This is a genomic window from Bradyrhizobium sp. 187, from assembly GCF_023101005.1.
Taxonomy (GTDB): domain Bacteria; phylum Pseudomonadota; class Alphaproteobacteria; order Rhizobiales; family Xanthobacteraceae; genus Bradyrhizobium; species Bradyrhizobium canariense_D.
In genome coordinates, this window is record NZ_CP064693.1 from 4,551,640 (window position 1) to 4,568,619 (window position 16,980).

The following is a 16,980-nucleotide window of genomic DNA, read 5'->3' on the forward strand; positions in this document are numbered from 1 at the left end:
TATGTCGGATATTTCACGCTCCGCATCACAATTCTGGACCAAAGGGAGCGCCGGGTAAAAATCGCAATTTCGTGGCTGCATTGGCATCCGCGATTTTCATTTTGTGTCACCATACCCCCGCCGTCGCGCAACGAATTGACGCCCCGTCATCCGGGACGGCGTCGATGGGTCGCAGGAGAGGCTTTCGATGCGGACGATTCTCACTGGCCTGGCTCTCGTGGGCCTGGCGTTGTGCAGTGCGGTTGCGAGCGCGGCCGGCGCCGCCGAGCCGTCACCGGAGCTGATCGCCTACGGCAAGTCGCTGGTGGAGGCCGGCGACTGTGCCGGCTGCCACACCGCCGATCCCGCCAAACCGTTCGCGGGCGGAAAGCGCATCGACACACCATTCGGCGCGATCTATGCCCCGAACCTGACGCCGGACCGCGACACCGGCATCGGCGCCTGGACCGACACCGATTTCACTCGCGCCGTGCGCACCGGTGTCGCCCCAGACGGCTCCAACTATTACCCGGCGTTCCCCTACCCCTATTTCACGCGGATGACGAAGGACGACACGCTGGCGATCCGGGCCTATCTCGGAACGCTCGCGGCCGTCACCAGCCGCAACAAGCCGCCGGAACTACGCTGGCCGTTTAGCTATCGCGGCCTGATGCGGATCTGGAACATGGTCTATTTCAAACCCGGCCTGTTCGAACCGGACCAGAGCCAGAGCGCGGCGTGGAATCGGGGCGGCTATCTCGTCACCGGGCTCGGTCATTGCGGCGCCTGCCATACGCCGAAGAACTATTTTGGCGCGGACAAGCAGGCGCAGGCCCTCGCGGGCAACGAGGTGGGCGGCTGGTACGCGCCACGGCTCGATGGCGCCGCCCGCACCGGGCTGAAATCGTGGAGTGTCGAAGACATCACGGAATATCTTCAGAGCGGGCGCAACGCCAGGAGCCATGCCAGCGGGCTGATGGCGGAGGTGGTCGTCAATTCGACTTCGAAGATGAGCGATGCCGACGTGCGCGCGATCGCGGTTTACCTGAAGAACCTGCCGCCGGCACGGCGTGAGACGATCGTGACGCCGCCTGACGATGCCGAGATGAAGGCCGGCCAGGCCATCTACGCCAAGTTCTGCATCGCCTGCCACGAGGCCGACGGATCCGGCGCACCGCGCATCTATCCGCCGCTGCCCGCCAACGCGCTGCTGCAATCGGTCAATCCGTCCTCGACCTTGCGCATCATCCTCGACGGCGCCCACACCGTGACGACCCCGCGCGCGCCCAACACCGGGGAGATGCCGGCCTATTCCAACCAGCTGTCCGACGCAGAGATCGCGGCGGTGACGAACTACATCCGCAATTCCTGGGGCAACGCCGCGCCGCTGGTGACGCCGGCGCAGGTGGCGAGGGCGCGGAAGCAGGAGCCGTAGCTCAAGGCTCCCGCTCCTCCTCTTCCGTGAAGACGAATTTCGGCATCTCCCATTTGTAGCGCACCGCCAGCAGGCGGAAGCTGATGCCGAGGACGAATGTCAAAATGGTCCAGAGCTCGGCGTTCAGCTTAAGACCGAACGCGGTGGCATAGAACAATCCCGTCACCACCGAGACGCTGGCGTAGAGCTCGGAGCGGAACAGCAGCGGCACGTCGTTGCAGAGCACGTCGCGCAACACGCCGCCGGCGCAACCGGTCACCATGCCGGAGACGATGACGATCGGCAGCGTGGCATCCATCTGCCAGGCGATGTCGCAGCCGGTCATGGTGAAGACGACGAGGCCGATGGCATCGAGCACGATGAAGGCCAGTTTCAGCCGGTGCACCAGGCGCGCCATCAGGATGGTGAGGAAGGCGGCGCCTCCGGCCAGTGCGAGGTAGATGGGGTTCTGCACCCAGGCCAACGGATAATGCCCCAGGAAGAGATCGCGCAAGGTGCCGCCGCCGAGCGCCGTGATGCAGCCTAGGAAGCAGACGCCGAGCCAATCCATGCTGCGGCGGCCGGCAGCGAGCGCGGCGGTCATGCCTTGCGCCGCGACCGCAACCAGCGACAACAGATGCAGCACGCTATAATCGCTCGGCGGCAAGCTCCACATCGCTTTGTTCCCTTCCGTCAGCGGAGCTTACGCGTCAGGTTCCCCAGCGAACAGGTTCCCGATTCCCGCCGCGGGCGCAACATGCGACGAAAGCATTAAGGAGGGCGGAACAGAATCTCGCATCCACGGGTTGTCCCGCCGCAATAATCGAGGAGAACCAATCGATGGCTGACGACCGTTTTATCAACGATCCGTACCGCCCGAATCTCGCCGATGATGAGTATCGCAATGCGGCGCGACGGGATGCCCAGCTTCAGGTCGACCCGGAGCTTGGCGAAGGCCCCGCCTCCAGCGGCAAAGTAGCCCTGTTCGCAGTGGCAATCGCCTTGGTGCTGGGTGCCGTATTCTACGGCCTGAACAACACCGGCACCAGCAACCAGGCCAGCACCACGCCGGCGACGCAGACAGCGCAGCAGGCACCGGCTACCAATCCGGCCGCACCTCCCGGCATGCGCGACGTGACGCCGCGCACCAATACCGGGCCGGGCGTGACCACGGGCGCCGCGCCGAGCAAGGCGGCCCCGGATACGCCGGCACCCGCTGACGGCGCGAAGTAACGAATTGCAACAATATGCAACAGCGGCGGGATTCAGATCCCGCCGCTTTCGTTTGTCTTAGCTGAACATCTTGTTGAGCTCGCCGCCGGGATAGCCGCTCGCCAGCTCCGCGAAGGTCCCCTTCTCCGCCATTTCCTTCGCGGCCCGCATGAAGCCGCCCCAGGCGGCGCGAGCGAGTGAACCGCCGACGCTGATCCGGCGCACGCCAAGATCGGCAGCTTCCTGCAATGACAGCCCGGAGACGCCGATCAACAGGTTGAACGGTTTGGGTGCGACAGCCTTCACCACCGCGGCGATGTCCTCGCGGCTCTTCAGGCCCGGCGCGTAAAGGCAATCGGCGCCAGCATCTGCGTAGGCCGTCAGCCGGTCGATGACCAACTTGAGGTCGGTCACGCCCCACAGATAGGCCTCGCAGCGGCCGACCAGCAGCACGCCGCTATCGCCGATCGCCTTGCGCGATGCCTTGATGCGCTCGACTGCGAGCGCGCGCTCGTAGATCGGCTTGTCCTTGTCGCCGGTGGAATCCTCGATCGACAGGCCGGCAACGCCGGTGCGCACACAGCGCTCGACATTCTCCGCGACCTTGTCCGGCTCGACCGCAAAGCCGCCCTCGAAATCAGCGTTCACGGGGATGTCGACCGACGTGCTCAATGCCGCCAGATGCTGACAGACGTCCTCGACGGTGACGTGGTTGTCGGCTTTGCCGATGGTCCAGGCAAAGCCCGCACTCGACGACGCGAGTGCCTTGAAACCGAGATGCTGCAACGCTTTCGCGCTGCCGACGTCGACCGGATTGGGCAGGATGAAGCAGCCGCTCTCGTGCAGCTTCCTGAAGGCCGCGCGCTTGTCAGCAGTTGTCACGTGCATGTTTCTCTCCCTTGTTGGCCGCGCAGAGATGGGGACGTGCCGCCACGAGCGCTAGTGCGCGTCGTGCACCGCGCGGCTGTCCTTCGGCGCCTGCTCGCGATCATTCATGCTGTAGTCACGGATGACGCTGGCGATACGCAAGTGATAATCGGCGAAGATTTTCGCGCGGCCCTTGGCCTGGGTGCGGCGATGCTCCATCGTGTTGCGCCAGGCTTGCACGGCCGCCTCGTCCCGCCAGAACGACACCGATAAGATCTTGCCCTTCTCGGTCAGGCTTTCGAAACGCTCGACCGAGATGAAGCCGTCGATGGTTTGCAGGATCGGCTTGAGGTCGGCCGCGAGGTCGAAATAATCCTGGCGGTGTTCCGGCTTCGGCCAGACCTCGAAGATCACGGCGATCATGGGCGTCTCTCCTGTCGTTGATGGCCTACGATACCACTTACAGAACCACTTGGCGCAGAAACGTGCGCTCTTCCGCGAGGATGAATTTGTGCTCCTCGGCGAAGTGGAAGTTGGCCATACCTTCCGTATCCTGACGCAGCCGGGCGCGATAGGCCTCATACGCAGCCAGACTCTCGAAGGTGATCAGCGCGAACGCGATATTGTTGGTGCCCTCGTGCGGCATGAAATAGCCGATCAGATCGCCGCCGCATTTCGGGATGATGGTGAGCCAGCGCTTCGAATACTCCTCGAACTGCACGCGCTTGAAGGGATCGAGCTGGTAGCGGATGAAGACGGTGACGGACATGATGGGCTCCTCTGGTTCCACACCGTCATTGCGAGCGCAGCGAAGCAATCCAGGAATCCCTCTGCGGAGGCAGCCTGGATTGCGTCGTCGCTTCGCGCCTCGCAATGACGAGCAAAGCCAGGCTACGCGCTTGCCCGACCGCAATGCTTCGGCTACCATCGAAGCATGAAATCCGGTCCTGACATCGCCATGATCGCTTCGCTCGTCGGCGATCCCGCACGCGCCAACATGCTCACGGCACTGATGAACGGCCGCGCGCTCACCGCGAGCGAGCTGGCGCAGGAGGCCGGCATCACGCCGCAGACCGCGAGCTCGCATCTTTCCAAGCTCGAGGCCGGTGGCCTGATCGAGCCGGAGAAGCAGGGCCGCCACCGCTACTACCGCCTCACCGACGACGATGTCGCCGGGGTGCTGGAGGGGCTTGCGGGCCTCGCCGCGCGGACCGGCCATATGCGCGTGCGCACCGGGCCGAAGGATCCGGCGCTGCGGCGTGCCCGGATCTGCTACGACCATCTCGCCGGCGATCTCGGCGTGCAGATGCTCGACACCCTCCGCGCGCAAAACCTGGTCAGGCAGAAGAAGCAGGAGATCGAGCTGACGGCCGAGGGCGAGCGCTTCCTGGCGAAGCATTTGCAGATCTCGCCCGACATGCTCGCCCATCCCCGCCGGCCGGTCTGCAAGGCCTGCCTCGACTGGAGCGAGCGGCGTCACCATCTCGCGGGCACGCTGGGCGCCGCCATGATGCAGCGTTTCGCCGAGCTGAAATGGGCTGCCCGCGACGCCACGCCCGGCAGCCGCGTGGTGAATTTTACGCGCACCGGCGAGAAGCAGTTTGCCGCGTTGTTCGGGACTGCGAAGGACTGAACACAAGCGCGTGTAAGCGTCTCTCGTCGTCATGGCCGGGCTTGACCCGGCTATCCACGTCTTTAGTGCAGTTTGCGTGGCACCACGTGGATGCCCGGGCCTTCGCCTCGCCGAAGCGGCTTCGGCCGCGCAGGCGGGCCAAGCCTGGGCATGACGGAGAATGTGTCTCCTAGCGCCAACATGACTCAGAGCCTTCAATGATCCGCCTCCTCCCGGCCGTGCTTTGCACGGCTCTTCTCGCCGCTCCTCTTACATCCCACGCCGCCGACACCGCCCCGCGCGAACCCTACGGCATCGCGCTCGAAGGCTTTGCCTATCCCTATCCCGTGCACCTGCTGCCTGTTGTCAATGACGGCGAGCAGCTCAGCATGGCCTATATGGACGTGCCGCCTGCGCAGCCGAACGGCCGCACCGTCGTGCTGCTGCACGGGCGCAATTTCCCGTCGAGCTACTGGGCGCCTGTTATCAAGATGCTGAGCGAGGCCGGCTTCGGCGTCGTGGTGCCGGACCAGATCGGCTTCGGCAAATCCTCGAAGCCGAGGGGCGAATTGCATTTCGACACTCTGGCGCGCAACACCATCGCGCTGCTCGATCACCTCAAGATCGACAAGGCCGAGATCGTCGCCCATTCGCTCGGCGGCATGCTGGGCGTCCGCATCGCCCGCGCCTTTCCCGATCGCGTCGCCCACCTTGTTCTGACGGCCCCGATCGGACTGGAAGATTACCGCCTCTATGTACCGCCGACGCCGACCGAGAAGATCATCGAGACCGAGGACAAGCTCACGGCCGATGGCTATCGCAAGCAGCTTCAGACCAATTATGCGATCAAGCTGCCGCCGGACGCGATCACGCCGTTCATCGACGCCCGCTTCAACATCAAGGGCAGCCCGGATTATCCGCGCTGGCTGCGTGCCTTCGTCAGTTCCGGCCAGATGATCTATCGTGAGCCGGTGGCGCACGAGATCGCACTGATCACCGAGCCGACGCTATTCATCATGGGCGCCGACGACCACAACGCGCCGGGCCGACTGAGCGCACCGGAGGCGCTGCGCGCGAAAATGGGAGAGAACGCCGAGCTGGCGAAGGCACTCGCGGCGAAGATGCCGAATGCGCGGGCCGAGGTGATCCCGGACACCGGCCATCTCGTCTTCCTCGAGGCGCCTGAGAAGTACAGGGAGCTAGTCCTGGGCTTTCTCGGCCGCTAGCGTCATTGCTGTCGTCCGGAGCCGCGTGCGGGGAATGTTCATGCCGCATTCAGGTCATGATTGGCAGATTTGGCTGGCGTCGTGTCGGCATGTTGCGATTTTAACGTGTCGAATCGTGTCTTTTGATTCATGGTGCGCCGAAAAGCGCCAAGCCCTCCTACCTGCCCCCAAAACCTACACCCAAGGACGAGAAGGAAGATCAAATGAAATACCTGTTTGCCGCCGTGATGCTCGCCAGCGCGGTCGTTGGTTTCAGCGAGGCGGCGAGCGCCGCCGGCGGTTGCGGCCCCGGCTGGTACCGCGGCGCCTATGGCGGCTGCCGCCCGATGCGCGGTCCGGTCGTTGTCCGCCCGGGTCCGATCGTGGTTGCGCCGGCCCCTGTCGTGGTCGTGCCGCGCGCCCGCGTGTGCCCCTACGGCTTCCGCTGGTACGCCGGCCGCTGCCGCCCGTTCTGATCTCGTTTTTTTCGCATTGCGAAATGGCCGCGCGGCGAAAGCCTGCGCGGCCATTTTCTTTTTGAGCGCCTGACGTCGCACCGGGATGTTTCGAATCAGAACGGGGACCGCGATCGCGGTCCCCGTTCAAGCCTGGTGCGCGAAGCTTACCAATGGCGGCGGTGCCATCGCCGGCGATGCCAGCCCCAGTGACGGCGGCGCCAACCCCAATGGCGATGGCGGCCGTGCCAGTGCACCTGCTCCGGCTTCAACTGCGCGGCTTCTTCGCTGCTGGTGACTGCGGGATGAGCGTCGGGATTGCCTTGCGGCATGCGGGGGTCACCGAGCGGCTGCGGCGCCAGCGGCGCAGCCTTTGCGGCGGTCGTGAACGCGGCAGCTCCGGCCGCGACACCGATTGCAAATTTTAAAAAGTTCCGGCGCTCCATGACTTCTTTCCTCTTGGATGGTCGTGCCAGTGATGCAGAGGCGAGTGTCGTGGTGACGACATGAACCGAAGCTGAATCGCGCGTTCAGCTTCGCTGCGACTCCGACGGTGACAGCCCGCCGCCGGGCGCTACTTGCCAAACTCCTGCGCCAGCACCAGCAACTCGCGCGTGCGCGTCACGTCGGGCCAATCGCGGTTGAAATCGGCCACCAGTTGCGTCAGCGCTTCGCCCTTCAGCATGGCGTGCAGCGCAGCCTCGCTCGCGAACTGATACATCGCCTGATGCAGTGAGGGATCGTCGAGGCTCCAGAACCGCCAGGCCTTGCTCACGCCGAAGGCCTTCATCGCGTCGGGCAGATGTTCGGTCTCGTACCACCTGTCGAAGGCGGCGCGCTTGCCGGCATCGGTGACGACGGCGCGGACGACGAAGAAGGCTGACGGCATCGGATTTTCCTCCTGTTGTTTGGGGTGAGACTAGCCGATGACGTCGGCGACGACAAAAAAGGACGGCACCGGTGTCGGAACGCGCATCTCTCACCCGTCCTATGCCTGAACAGCAGACGGAGACACCACATGCCCGACCTCACGCTCACCACCTTCGACTGGGTTCCCCCGCCCCCGCGCGGTTTCGTGCGCGACCTTCGGGTGCGCTGGGCGCTCGAAGAGGCCGCATTGCCCTATCGCGTCGCGAGCGCGCCGTTCGACGGGCGCGGCGCCGAGCATCTTGCGCACCAGCCGTTCGGGCAGGTGCCGTGGCTGACCGACGGCGATCTCTCGATATTCGAGAGCGGCGCGATCCTGCTGCATCTCGGCGGCCTCAGCGCGAAGCTGATTCCATCAGATCCGCGCGGCCGCAACCAAGCCACGGAATGGCTGTTCGCCGCGCTCAATTCGGTGGAGATGGCGAGCCTGCCCTGGACGATGTCGAAGTTCATGGGTCATCCGAGCGATACGGCCGCGTGGAAATTTGTCGACGACTTCCTAAAACTCCGCCTCAAGCACATGGAGGCGGTGCTGGCCAGCCGCGAATGGCTGGCAGGCACGTTCTCCGTCGCCGACATCCTGATGTCAGACGTGCTGCGCATCATCGATCAGTTCGATGGGCTCGCGGACAGTCCCGCCTGCCGCGCCTACGTCGCGCGCGCCACCGCCCGCCCGGCCTTCGCCAAGGCCCACGCCGACCAGATGACGCATTTCGCTGCGGCGGACGCGACCCGCTGACGCGGCGCCCGCGTCAGATGTGACGTGCCTCACATAATGAATCCGGCGATGGCCGTAGGGTCACGGCCATCAAATCATCCCTGCGGAAGGTGACACATGGCCCGCATCGCATATCTCAGAGACCAGCTTGCCCGCGCTGAAAGACTGGCAAAGGCGATCCTCGACCGGCAAACCGCGGAGCAGCTTCAGGCGTTCGCAGCCGAATGCCGCGAGGAGCTGCAGGTGCTGTCGCGCAGGGCTGCGGCGTGACATTGGCCTGCGAGCGCCGCGTCACACCAGCTTCATCGGCGCATCGGCGACCACGCGAAGGTCAATGCGGCTGATCAGTTGAGACCGAAGCGCCTCCGCATCCCCGATCGCGCTCTCCGTCTGCCGCAGCGTGCTGATGTTCGAACCGAGCGAGACGATCCCGCCGAGCACCAGAGCGATCGATCCGAGCGCGGCGGTCTGGCCCATTCCGAGCAAGCCGAGGATCGTGATCAGCAACAGCGCAGCGCCGCCGCCGACGGCGATCTTGGATGCCAGGATGTACTTCCGGCATCGCTCGGCGATCTCGGCCAAAGCCTCGATCCGCGCTTCGATGTCTGAAATCTCGTCGGTCGGATCGTCTTCGGTCATCTTTGAGCAAGTTCAATCGCGAGTTCTAGTTTGCGACGATCGGGCTTCGTGAGCTGCCTATGAGACCCCAAGTATTCCTTAACGTCACTTTTCTCGAATAGTATCTCAGCGCCGCTCACATCGCGCGGAACTTCAATCTGAACGACCATCGAACCATCAACGAGGATATCGTACAAATCCTCTGTTTGCTCTGTAATATGGCGAACGATGTAGACATTCCGAGTGATCGACTGCAGGCGGCTTCGAAGGAGTGACAGAAGTCTCCGCGACGCTGGCGCGGAGAGCAACCACTCCTGTCCTGCTTCCAATTCGCAAATCATTCGCTTATCAGACAGGCGCTGCCGTGTCACCGCACTCCCCTGCTTCCGGTAGCCCGCATGAGCGAAGCGACATGCGGGACTTGGATAGAAAACCCGGATGTCGCCACGCTCATCCGGGCTACAAGTGCGCCCTCACAACGGCAAATTGTCGTGCTTCTTCGCCGGCGTTTCCACCTTCTTGTCCTTCAGCATCGACAGCGCCCGCGCGATCCGCTTGCGGGTCGAGTGCGGCATGATGACGTCGTCGATGTAGCCGCGCTCGGCGGCGATGAAGGGGGAGAGGAAGCGGTCTTCGTATTCCTTGGTTCTTGCGGCGATCTTGTCGGGGTCGCCGATGTCGGCGCGGAAGATGATCTCGACCGCGCCCTTGGCACCCATCACCGCGATCTGGGCGGTCGGCCAGGCGTAGTTCATGTCGGCGCCGATCTCCTTGGAGGCCATGACATCGAAGGCGCCGCCATAGGCCTTGCGGGTGATGATGGTGACCAGCGGCACGGTGCACTGCGAGTACGCAAACAGCAGTTTGGCGCCGTGCTTGATCAGGCCGCCATATTCCTGCGCGGTACCCGGCAGGAAGCCCGGCACGTCGACGAAGGTGACGATCGGGATGTTGAAGGCATCGCAGAAACGCACGAAGCGCGCCGCCTTGCGCGAAGCGTCGGAGTCGAGCACGCCGGCCAGCACCATGGGCTGGTTGGCGACGAAGCCCACCGTGCGGCCCGCGATGCGGCCGAAGCCGGTGACGATGTTCTTGGCGAAAGCATCCGCGATCTCGAAGAAGTCGCCCTCGTCCACGACCTTCAGGATCAGCTCCTTCATGTCGTAGGGCTTGTTCGGATTGTCGGGGATCAGAGTGTCGAGCGACATGTCGACGCGGCCGATGTCGTCGAAGCTCGGCCATTCCGGCACGCCGTCGGTGTTGTTGGACGGCAGGAAGTCGATCAGGCGCCGCATCTGCAAGAGCGTCTCGACGTCGTTCTCGAAGGCGCCGTCGGCGATCGAGGAGCGCGTGGCGTGCACCGAGGCACCGCCGAGCTCTTCCGCCGTGACGACCTCGTTGGTGACGGTCTTCACCACGTCGGGGCCGGTGACGAACATGTAGCTGGTGTTCTTCACCATGAAGATGAAGTCGGTCATCGCCGGCGAATAGACGTCGCCGCCAGCGCAGGGACCCATGATGACAGAGATCTGCGGGATCACGCCGGAGGCGAGCACGTTGCGGCGGAACACGTAGGAATAGCCGGCGAGCGCGGCGACACCCTCCTGGATGCGGGCGCCGCCAGCGTCATACAGGCCGATGATGGGCGCACGCGCCTTCATCGCCATGTCCTGGAGCTTTGTGATTTTCAGCGCGTGCGTTTCCGACAGCGAGCCGCCGAACACCGTGAAATCCTTGGCGAAGACAAACGTCTTGCGGCCGTTGACGGTGCCCCAGCCGGTGACGACGCCGTCGCCGGGCACCTTGCTCTTCTCCATGCCGAACTCGGTGGAGCGGTGCTCGACGAACATGTCGAATTCCTCGAACGATCCCTTGTCGAGCAAGAGCTCGATGCGCTCACGTGCGGTCAGCTTGCCGCGGGCGTGCTGCGCCTCGATGCGCTTCTCGCCGCCGCCGAGCTTTGCGCCGGCGCGACGGTCTTCAAGGGCGTCCAGGATATTCTTCATTTGCTCCCGCCAGTTCTTAGCCTAAATGCGATTGCCGGGGGTTCTAACACGGCATTTTGCGGGCCGGGAAGCGGCTTTCGGTCTCGCAGGGCTGCCTTGCCGCAGCGGGAAAGCGCAAGGAATTTCAAAGTTTTGCCTGGGAGACGAGCATGACCGAAGGAGCGGCGGAGACCGGCGCGGCGACGGGCGGCGTCAACATCCTGCTGCGGCTGGAGGGCCTGACGCTGTTTGTGGGGATGGTGATGCTCTACTGGACCTGGGACGGCTCTTGGGCAGTCTTTGCCCTGCTCTTCCTTGTCCCCGATCTGAGCTTCCTCGCCTATCTTGCCGACGCCAAACTCGGCGCGATGGTCTACAACGCCGCCCACAGCTACATGGCGCCGGTCGCGCTGCTGACGCTCGGCTTCGGCCTCGCCTCGCCACTCACCCTGTCCATCGCCTTGATCTGGCTCGCCCATATCGGCATCGATCGGGCACTGGGCTGCGGCCTGAAATATTCGGCCGGGTTCGGCTTCACCCATCTCGGCCGGATCGGCCGGCAGAAGGATACGTGACGCAGTTGCAAATCTGGCCCTGGCCCGGTTGACCGGGCGCGGCGATTCAGGCTTGCTCCAGGCTTGCGATCAGGCGCCGAATGTTGCGTGAGCTCAGTCGGTACGGCGGCGGTCATCATTTCCGGCTGCAAGCATCACCCCCATGTCCGCGACGGTCGCTCCCCTGCCGCCGAACCCATCGTCCGAAACCACCGACTTCCTGCGGCGCATGGCCAGCATGGTGTCGGGGCGGAACGGCGAGATGTTGCTGCGCGCGGCCGCGCTGATCGAGTCGCTGACGCAACGGGCGATGTCGGCGGAACGCCTCTATCACCGGGAGCACGAAGAGAACACGCGCAACAGCGAGCTGCGCGAGACCGGTGAGATGGCGTCCGACGCCATGGTCAAGCAAATCGACGGGCTGCGCAGCCAGCTTGCCGAAATCACCGCGGCCGCGGCGGCCGAGCGCGCGGCATTCGACGCCGAGCGCGGCAAGCTGCTCGGCCTGATGCAGCACGCCGAGAACCATATCGGCCAGCTCACAAGCGAGCTGCAGACGCTGCACGCCTCGGTCGATAGCTTCAACGAGACCGCAATCTCCGTGCCGATCGAGGTGCTGCGGCTGGCGCGCACCCAGTTCGATTTCCTCTCCGCCGGCTTTGCCCGCAAGGGCGACGTCATCTCGCAGGCGATGAGCGAGATTGGCGGTTTTGCGATCGACCAGGCGCTGACGGTGAAGAAGGCCGATCCCGCCTGAGGCGAACCGCCGGCTTGCGTCAATTTGACAGCGCGCAGGCCTGTTGTTCTACTCACTGAAAATCACGGGGAGGATCCGATGCCGACAGCATTCCGCGTCGCCATGGCGCTCTGCATTTCAACGCTGTTCGTCGGCATGGGCGCCAAGGCGCAATCGCTTCCCAGGGAAGTCGCCACCCGCGCCGAGATCTATCCGATCCCCTCGCTCACCCTCTCCGACCAGCAATTCCTCAGCGGTGACGCCGCGGCCGGCAAGCCGGTGACGGTCGCCGGCGAATTCCGCGTAGCGCAAGGCAGCGGAAAACTTCCCGTCGTGGTGCTGATGCACGGCTCGAGCGGCGTCGGCGCAACGACCGAAGCCTGGGTGCACGCGTTCAACGCCATGGGCATCTCGACCCTCGTGATCGACGGCTTTACCGGCCGCGGGCTGACGGTGGTGGGGCCGAACCAGGCCCTGCTCGGCCGGCTCAACCTCGTCATCGACATCTACCGCTCGCTGGAGATCCTCGCAAAACATTCCCGCGTCGATCCTGATCGCATCGTGCTGATGGGCTTCTCACGCGGCGGACAGGCGACGCTTTATGCGAGCCTCAACCGCTTCCACAAGCTCTGGAACAAGTCCGGCGTCCAGTTCGCCGCTTACATTCCCTTCTATCCCGACTGCTCCACGACCTATCAGAACGACACGGACATCGCCGCGCGCCCGATCCGCATTTTCCACGGCACGCCCGACGACTACAATCCCGTCAAGAGCTGCAACGCTTTCGTCGAGCGGCTCAAGACGGCCGGCCGCGACGTGGTGCTGACCGAATACCCCGACAGCGCGCACGGCTTTGACAGTGGGCTGCTCGGCGTCAATACGGTCACCGTGTCCACGGGTGCGCAGACCGTGCGCAACTGCCAGATCCGCGAAGGCGACGGCGGCGTCCTGATGAACGCCGATACGAAAGCGCCGTTCACCTACCAGGACGCTTGCGTCGAGCTCAATCCGCATGTCGGCGGCAATCCAACGACTGCCGCCGAGTCGCGCAAGGCCGTTGAGGAGTTTTTGCAGGCGCTGTTCAAGCTGGGTTAGGCCAGCGCGACATGTTCCGTCATTGCGAGCGCAGCGAAGCAATCCAGAATCTTTCCGCCGAGGCATTCTGGATTGCTTCGTCGCTTCGCTCCTCGCAATGACGAAGGCTACGGCTCGCCCGGCTTGAACGGCTCCTGCTTGTCCGGCGGCACGGTCTCTTCGGCCATTGCGAGCAACATCGCGACCATCACGTAATTGCCGGCGACCGCGGTGAGGTCGACGATCTGCTGGTCGTTGAAGACCTTCTTCGCGCGCGCGAAGGTTTCGTCGCCGACCTTCTTCGTCGCGGTGAGCTCGGTGACGAAGTCGTAGACGACGGCCTCGTCCTCGGCCATGTTCGCAGGCCGCTTATTGGCCTTCAGCTCCGCGACGATGTCGGGCGACAGGCCCGCTTTCGCCGCGAGCGGCGCATGGGCGTACCACTCCACCTGCGAGCGCCATTGCCGCCCGGTGATCAGGATCGCGAACTCGTTGAGATTTGTCGGGACCGAGGTCTCCCAGCGCAGATAGTGTAATAGGTCGAACAGGCGCTGGCCGAGCACCGGGCTGCGGATCATCGGATTGTAGGGACCGCCGATGCCGACGCTCGAGACCTTCATGATCTGCTCGCCGAGGGGCTTCTGCTTGGCGTCGAGCTGGTCCATGGTGAGCTGAGGAAAGCGCGGCTCCCTGCTGGTGGCGGGACCGGCAAACATCGTGGCGGCGAGCCAGCCGCCTGCGGCGGCAAGCGTGAGCGACGGCAGCCAGAGTGGCGTTGAGTTCATGTTCTCCTCCCGGTTTTTCTTGACCCGGGGGATGCTAGTCGAGCGGCGCCAGCGCGGTATCGCTAGATAGCGCCGATCTCGGCAAGGCAGGCTTGCGTCAGCGGCATGCGCTCTCCGACCAGGCGCGGCTCCTTGCAGTCCATGTTGAGCGCGAACACGGTGTGCGCTTCGCCCTTCTCGGCCCAGCCCACCATCCAGCCAAGCGATGGCTCGCCGCGCTCGGCGCCAAGCAGCCCGGACTTGGCGCGAATGACGCTATCGCCGACCTTGGTCACCGGCAGGATGTCAGCGACGAGATCCTGGCTGCGTTTCGAGATCGGCAGTGCGCGGCGGCGCAGCCGGTCGATGAAATCGACCTGCTCGACCGGATCGATGCGCAAGGCGCCGGTGAGCCAGAACTGATCGATGCCGCCGCCGATGTCGCGATTGCCATAGTCGAACAGATCGACGTACTTTTGCATGCGTTCTTGCCCGATCCGGCGCGCGATCTCCTGATAGACCGGCACCGCGCTGACGAGAATCGCGCTGCGCAGCGTGTGGTCCTTGTTCCAGGCCTCGATCGGACGCTTCACGCCGTCCCAGGGAAATACGTCCTTGTCGGGGTCAGTGACCACGCCGGTTTCGAGCGCAATCAACGAGTTCGGAATCTTGAAGGTCGAAGCCGGCAGCTTCGCCTCGCCCGAACGTTCCTTGTCGCTGGCGACGACCAGATAGTCCTCGACCTTGTAGCCGACGAACGTCCCCGCCGTGCCGAGGTCAGTGAAGCGCTTTGCGAGGCTGTCACGGATTTCATTTCGCGGTGGCGCGACGTGAGCGAATGCACGCGATGGCAGGATCGCGGTTGCGGCGAGAAGGCCGAGAGTGGAACGGCGGGTAAGCACTGGCGATGTCCGTTACGCGATGAAGATGGCCGCGACCATGCAGCCGCTAACGTGGTGAAACGATGACAGCTACCGCCTGCCCGACAGCCGCAGCACGAACACCAGCACCTCGGCGACGGCCTTGTAGAGGTCCGGCGGGATCTCCTCGCCGAGTTCGACCTTGGAGAGCGCACCGGCCAGGATCTCGTTCTCCTCGATCGGGATGTCGTTGGCCTTGGCGATCTCGACGATTTTTTCGCCGATCGTGCCCTTGCCCTTGGCGACGACGACCGGCGCGTTGCTGCCCCTCTCGTAATGCAGCGCAATCGCAAGCTTCGACGGGTCGCTCATGTAGCGCGATCCAGAAAGTGGCCGGCGCGGGCCGGTGCGGGCTGTGGCGGCGTGCCATCGCGGACCAGGATGTCGCCGGGCTTGAGCTCGGCCCTGGTCAGTGCCTGGTTGAGCTCGCCGATTCCGGCGCGAAGCTGCTGTGCGGTCGTCGGCCGCTCCGCCCACATCCGCACGAAGGTCTTGTCACCGTTGAGCGTAATCAAAGCGTGCACGGGGCCAGCCGGCTCGACATTCAGCGTGAAGCGCGCGCGCCAGGCGCGCCTGGCGGGATCGGCGGATTCATTGCCGCCGTCGCGTGAGATCTCGAACTGCGCCATTGCCGTGCCCTGCGGCGTTGCGAATGGAATCTCGAAATTCCACTGCGGCACGCTCGGATCAATCTTGTGACCGCTGGCGTCGGTGCGATCGGGGAGCGAAGCAACCTGGAGCAACGTCTGGCGCGCGAGAGCGGCATCGGTGTCATCGAGCAGGCGATGCACGGTCGCAGCGAGCGGCGTATCCGGTACGAGTGACGGCGAGGCAATGAATTGCGGCGACGGCAGCGCGCCGCGAACCGGTGGTGGCGTCGCGCGCGCGGCGGCTTCGAAAATATGTCCCTCGGGTACGGCCTTGTTCGAGCCCGGCACGTTTCCCGTCATTCGCGGCAGGCTTTGCGTGATCTCTTGCAGGAGGCTCGCGGCAAGGCCTGCGGTCATGGCCCGCGGCACCGCGGCCTGCGGAGCACCGCCAGCGATGTCCGCCAACACAGAGGCTGCGATATTGACGCTGCGCGGCATTTGCGGTGATTGGGCGATCTCGGGTTCGGTTGCGGGCAATGCGGCCTGCGTCTCCGCGGCAGTGAGCTGCGGTGTCGCCACGGTACCAGCCGGAAGCGCGGCACCTTGCGCCTGTGGCGCAATCGCCTCGAGCGTCGTCAGCGTTTGGCGCAGCACCAGCAATGCCGCCTTCAGGTCCGGCATCGTGCCGGAGGACGACGTCGCGCCCTCGGCGAGCGAGGCTTCGAGGAATAGGCCGGATTTTTGGAATGCGGATTCAATGTCGCCGCCATCGAGCCCGGTGTTGAGCGGCGTCTGCTGCGCCAGCACGCCCAGCATGGCCTGCTTCAGCCCCGCCGGAAGATCGCTGCCGGTGACGACCGCGGCCAGATTGGCGAACAGCGGCGCCTGGCTGCCCTGCTTTGTGACCGCCTCGGCCGAAGCTGCGGTAACGGCGACCTGCTCCGATGGCGTCAGCACGTTGCGTCCCGCGCTCGCCGACGGAGCAATCGGCGGGCTGTCAACCAGCGAGGCCGCAGCCGGCGTCAGCGTGACCTGATCGGCGCTCGCCTCGCCTGCCCCGCCCATGACGGCGAGCCGGATGGTGCCGCCGTTCTGCGACACCGCAAGCTGGAGATTTTGGCCTGGTGCCAGCGCCACCTCGGACATCACATCCATCGACAGGTTGGCGATCGCGATCCGCACCAGATTGCCGGCGAGCACGCTGACGACTCTTGCGTCGACGACGCTGCCGGCCTGCAGCACAAGATCGGGCGTCACCGCGTCAGCAACAGGGCTGGCGGCACTGACGGGAACGATCGAGCTTATCGGCGTCGGCATGGCGAGGGGCCTGGGGAGCGTAGGCCCTACCCT

Annotated in this window: 22 protein-coding genes; 10 read left to right on the forward strand and 12 right to left on the reverse strand. The window is 64.6% G+C overall.

The annotated features are described in order from the left end of the window. Nucleotides 1-187 precede the first annotated feature (187 nt). Nucleotides 188-1,414: a c-type cytochrome gene (locus IVB19_RS21905; protein ID WP_247385078.1), complete on the forward strand. Its 1,227-nt coding sequence runs from the start codon at nt 188-190 to the stop codon at nt 1,412-1,414. Nucleotide 1,415: 1 nt separating this feature from the next. On the opposite strand, the gene IVB19_RS21910 is transcribed toward IVB19_RS21905, so the two are convergent. Next, nucleotides 1,416-2,069 carry a trimeric intracellular cation channel family protein gene (locus tag IVB19_RS21910; protein WP_085351305.1) on the reverse strand — a complete coding sequence of 218 codons (654 nt, stop codon included), beginning with the start codon at nt 2,067-2,069 and terminating at the stop codon, nt 1,416-1,418. 164 nt (nt 2,070-2,233) lie between these two features. Here IVB19_RS21910 and IVB19_RS21915 point away from each other — a divergent pair, with 164 nt between their 5' ends. After that, nucleotides 2,234-2,626 carry a hypothetical protein gene (locus tag IVB19_RS21915; RefSeq protein ID WP_018456491.1) on the forward strand — a complete coding sequence of 131 codons (393 nt, stop codon included), beginning with the start codon at nt 2,234-2,236 and terminating at the stop codon, nt 2,624-2,626. Nucleotides 2,627-2,683: 57 nt separating this feature from the next. On the opposite strand, the gene IVB19_RS21920 is transcribed toward IVB19_RS21915, so the two are convergent. Genes IVB19_RS21920 through IVB19_RS21930 form a run of 3 tightly spaced genes read right to left on the reverse strand, consistent with a single transcriptional unit; the run spans nt 2,684 to nt 4,241 of the window. Next, the gene (locus tag IVB19_RS21920) at nt 2,684-3,493 is read right to left on the reverse strand and encodes an isocitrate lyase/PEP mutase family protein (RefSeq protein ID WP_018456490.1); all 810 of its coding nucleotides are present in this window, start codon (nt 3,491-3,493) and stop codon (nt 2,684-2,686) included. A gap of 51 nt (nt 3,494-3,544) precedes the next feature. Continuing rightward, nucleotides 3,545-3,895: an antibiotic biosynthesis monooxygenase family protein gene (locus IVB19_RS21925; protein WP_018456489.1), complete on the reverse strand. Its 351-nt coding sequence runs from the start codon at nt 3,893-3,895 to the stop codon at nt 3,545-3,547. Between the two features lie 37 nt (nt 3,896-3,932). Further along, nucleotides 3,933-4,241, reverse strand: coding sequence for an NIPSNAP family protein (locus tag IVB19_RS21930; protein ID WP_247455489.1), 309 nt, complete (start codon nt 4,239-4,241; stop codon nt 3,933-3,935). Nucleotides 4,242-4,406: 165 nt separating this feature from the next. Between IVB19_RS21930 and IVB19_RS21935 the strand changes: the two genes are divergently transcribed. From IVB19_RS21935 to IVB19_RS21945, 3 genes are all read left to right on the forward strand, one after another. Continuing rightward, nucleotides 4,407-5,105, forward strand: a complete 699-nt coding sequence (locus IVB19_RS21935) for a winged helix-turn-helix domain-containing protein (protein WP_018456488.1) — start codon at nt 4,407-4,409, stop codon at nt 5,103-5,105. 197 nt (nt 5,106-5,302) lie between these two features. Further along, nucleotides 5,303-6,310 carry an alpha/beta fold hydrolase gene (locus IVB19_RS21940; protein ID WP_247819869.1) on the forward strand — a complete coding sequence of 336 codons (1,008 nt, stop codon included), beginning with the start codon at nt 5,303-5,305 and terminating at the stop codon, nt 6,308-6,310. Between the two features lie 203 nt (nt 6,311-6,513). Then, a complete protein-coding gene (locus IVB19_RS21945) occupies nt 6,514-6,765 on the forward strand; it encodes a GCG_CRPN prefix-to-repeats domain-containing protein (protein WP_007603074.1) in 252 nt (83 codons plus the stop codon). Nucleotides 6,766-6,911: 146 nt separating this feature from the next. Here the strand turns inward: IVB19_RS21945 and IVB19_RS21950 are convergent, their stop codons facing one another. After that, entirely contained in the window at nt 6,912-7,190 is a 279-nt protein-coding gene (locus tag IVB19_RS21950; RefSeq protein WP_018456486.1) for a twin-arginine translocation signal domain-containing protein, read from the reverse strand. Nucleotides 7,191-7,318: 128 nt separating this feature from the next. Continuing rightward, entirely contained in the window at nt 7,319-7,633 is a 315-nt protein-coding gene (locus IVB19_RS21955) for a hypothetical protein (RefSeq protein WP_018456485.1), read from the reverse strand. Between the two features lie 129 nt (nt 7,634-7,762). Here IVB19_RS21955 and IVB19_RS21960 point away from each other — a divergent pair, with 129 nt between their 5' ends. Both IVB19_RS21960 and IVB19_RS21965 read left to right on the forward strand, forming a co-directional pair. Beyond that, nucleotides 7,763-8,410 (forward strand): glutathione S-transferase family protein, encoded by a 648-nt coding sequence (locus tag IVB19_RS21960; protein WP_247455491.1) that lies wholly within the window; start codon nt 7,763-7,765, stop codon nt 8,408-8,410. Nucleotides 8,411-8,506: 96 nt separating this feature from the next. After that, nucleotides 8,507-8,659, forward strand: a complete 153-nt coding sequence (locus IVB19_RS21965) for a hypothetical protein (RefSeq protein ID WP_018456483.1) — start codon at nt 8,507-8,509, stop codon at nt 8,657-8,659. Between the two features lie 21 nt (nt 8,660-8,680). On the opposite strand, the gene IVB19_RS21970 is transcribed toward IVB19_RS21965, so the two are convergent. Then, nucleotides 8,681-9,028: a hypothetical protein gene (locus IVB19_RS21970; protein WP_247455493.1), complete on the reverse strand. Its 348-nt coding sequence runs from the start codon at nt 9,026-9,028 to the stop codon at nt 8,681-8,683. 452 nt (nt 9,029-9,480) lie between these two features. Continuing rightward, the gene (locus IVB19_RS21975; RefSeq protein WP_085384238.1) at nt 9,481-11,013 is read right to left on the reverse strand and encodes an acyl-CoA carboxylase subunit beta; all 1,533 of its coding nucleotides are present in this window, start codon (nt 11,011-11,013) and stop codon (nt 9,481-9,483) included. 149 nt (nt 11,014-11,162) lie between these two features. Between IVB19_RS21975 and IVB19_RS21980 the strand changes: the two genes are divergently transcribed. The 3 genes from IVB19_RS21980 to IVB19_RS21990 all read left to right on the forward strand — a co-directional run bounded on the left by IVB19_RS21980 (nt 11,163) and on the right by IVB19_RS21990 (nt 13,377). After that, complete coding sequence (locus IVB19_RS21980) at nt 11,163-11,567, forward strand: DUF4260 domain-containing protein (protein ID WP_247455495.1); 405 nt, start codon at nt 11,163-11,165, stop codon at nt 11,565-11,567. Nucleotides 11,568-11,709: 142 nt separating this feature from the next. After that, entirely contained in the window at nt 11,710-12,303 is a 594-nt protein-coding gene (locus tag IVB19_RS21985) for a hypothetical protein (protein ID WP_247455496.1), read from the forward strand. Nucleotides 12,304-12,381: 78 nt separating this feature from the next. Beyond that, nucleotides 12,382-13,377 carry a dienelactone hydrolase family protein gene (locus IVB19_RS21990; RefSeq protein WP_247455497.1) on the forward strand — a complete coding sequence of 332 codons (996 nt, stop codon included), beginning with the start codon at nt 12,382-12,384 and terminating at the stop codon, nt 13,375-13,377. Between the two features lie 107 nt (nt 13,378-13,484). Here IVB19_RS21990 and IVB19_RS21995 read toward each other — a convergent pair whose 3' ends face one another. The 4 genes from IVB19_RS21995 to IVB19_RS22010 all read right to left on the reverse strand — a co-directional run bounded on the left by IVB19_RS21995 (nt 13,485) and on the right by IVB19_RS22010 (nt 16,947). After that, nucleotides 13,485-14,141, reverse strand: a complete 657-nt coding sequence (locus IVB19_RS21995) for a carboxymuconolactone decarboxylase family protein (RefSeq protein WP_247476177.1) — start codon at nt 14,139-14,141, stop codon at nt 13,485-13,487. A 62-nt stretch (nt 14,142-14,203) separates the two neighbouring features. Next, entirely contained in the window at nt 14,204-15,022 is an 819-nt protein-coding gene (locus tag IVB19_RS22000) for a penicillin-binding transpeptidase domain-containing protein (protein ID WP_085364670.1), read from the reverse strand. A gap of 69 nt (nt 15,023-15,091) precedes the next feature. Continuing rightward, nucleotides 15,092-15,352: an EscU/YscU/HrcU family type III secretion system export apparatus switch protein gene (locus IVB19_RS22005; protein WP_085351295.1), complete on the reverse strand. Its 261-nt coding sequence runs from the start codon at nt 15,350-15,352 to the stop codon at nt 15,092-15,094. After that, the gene (locus IVB19_RS22010; RefSeq protein WP_204511504.1) at nt 15,349-16,947 is read right to left on the reverse strand and encodes a flagellar hook-length control protein FliK; all 1,599 of its coding nucleotides are present in this window, start codon (nt 16,945-16,947) and stop codon (nt 15,349-15,351) included. The genes IVB19_RS22005 and IVB19_RS22010 overlap by 4 nt, the downstream gene beginning before the upstream one ends. Nucleotides 16,948-16,980: the final 33 nt, after the last annotated feature.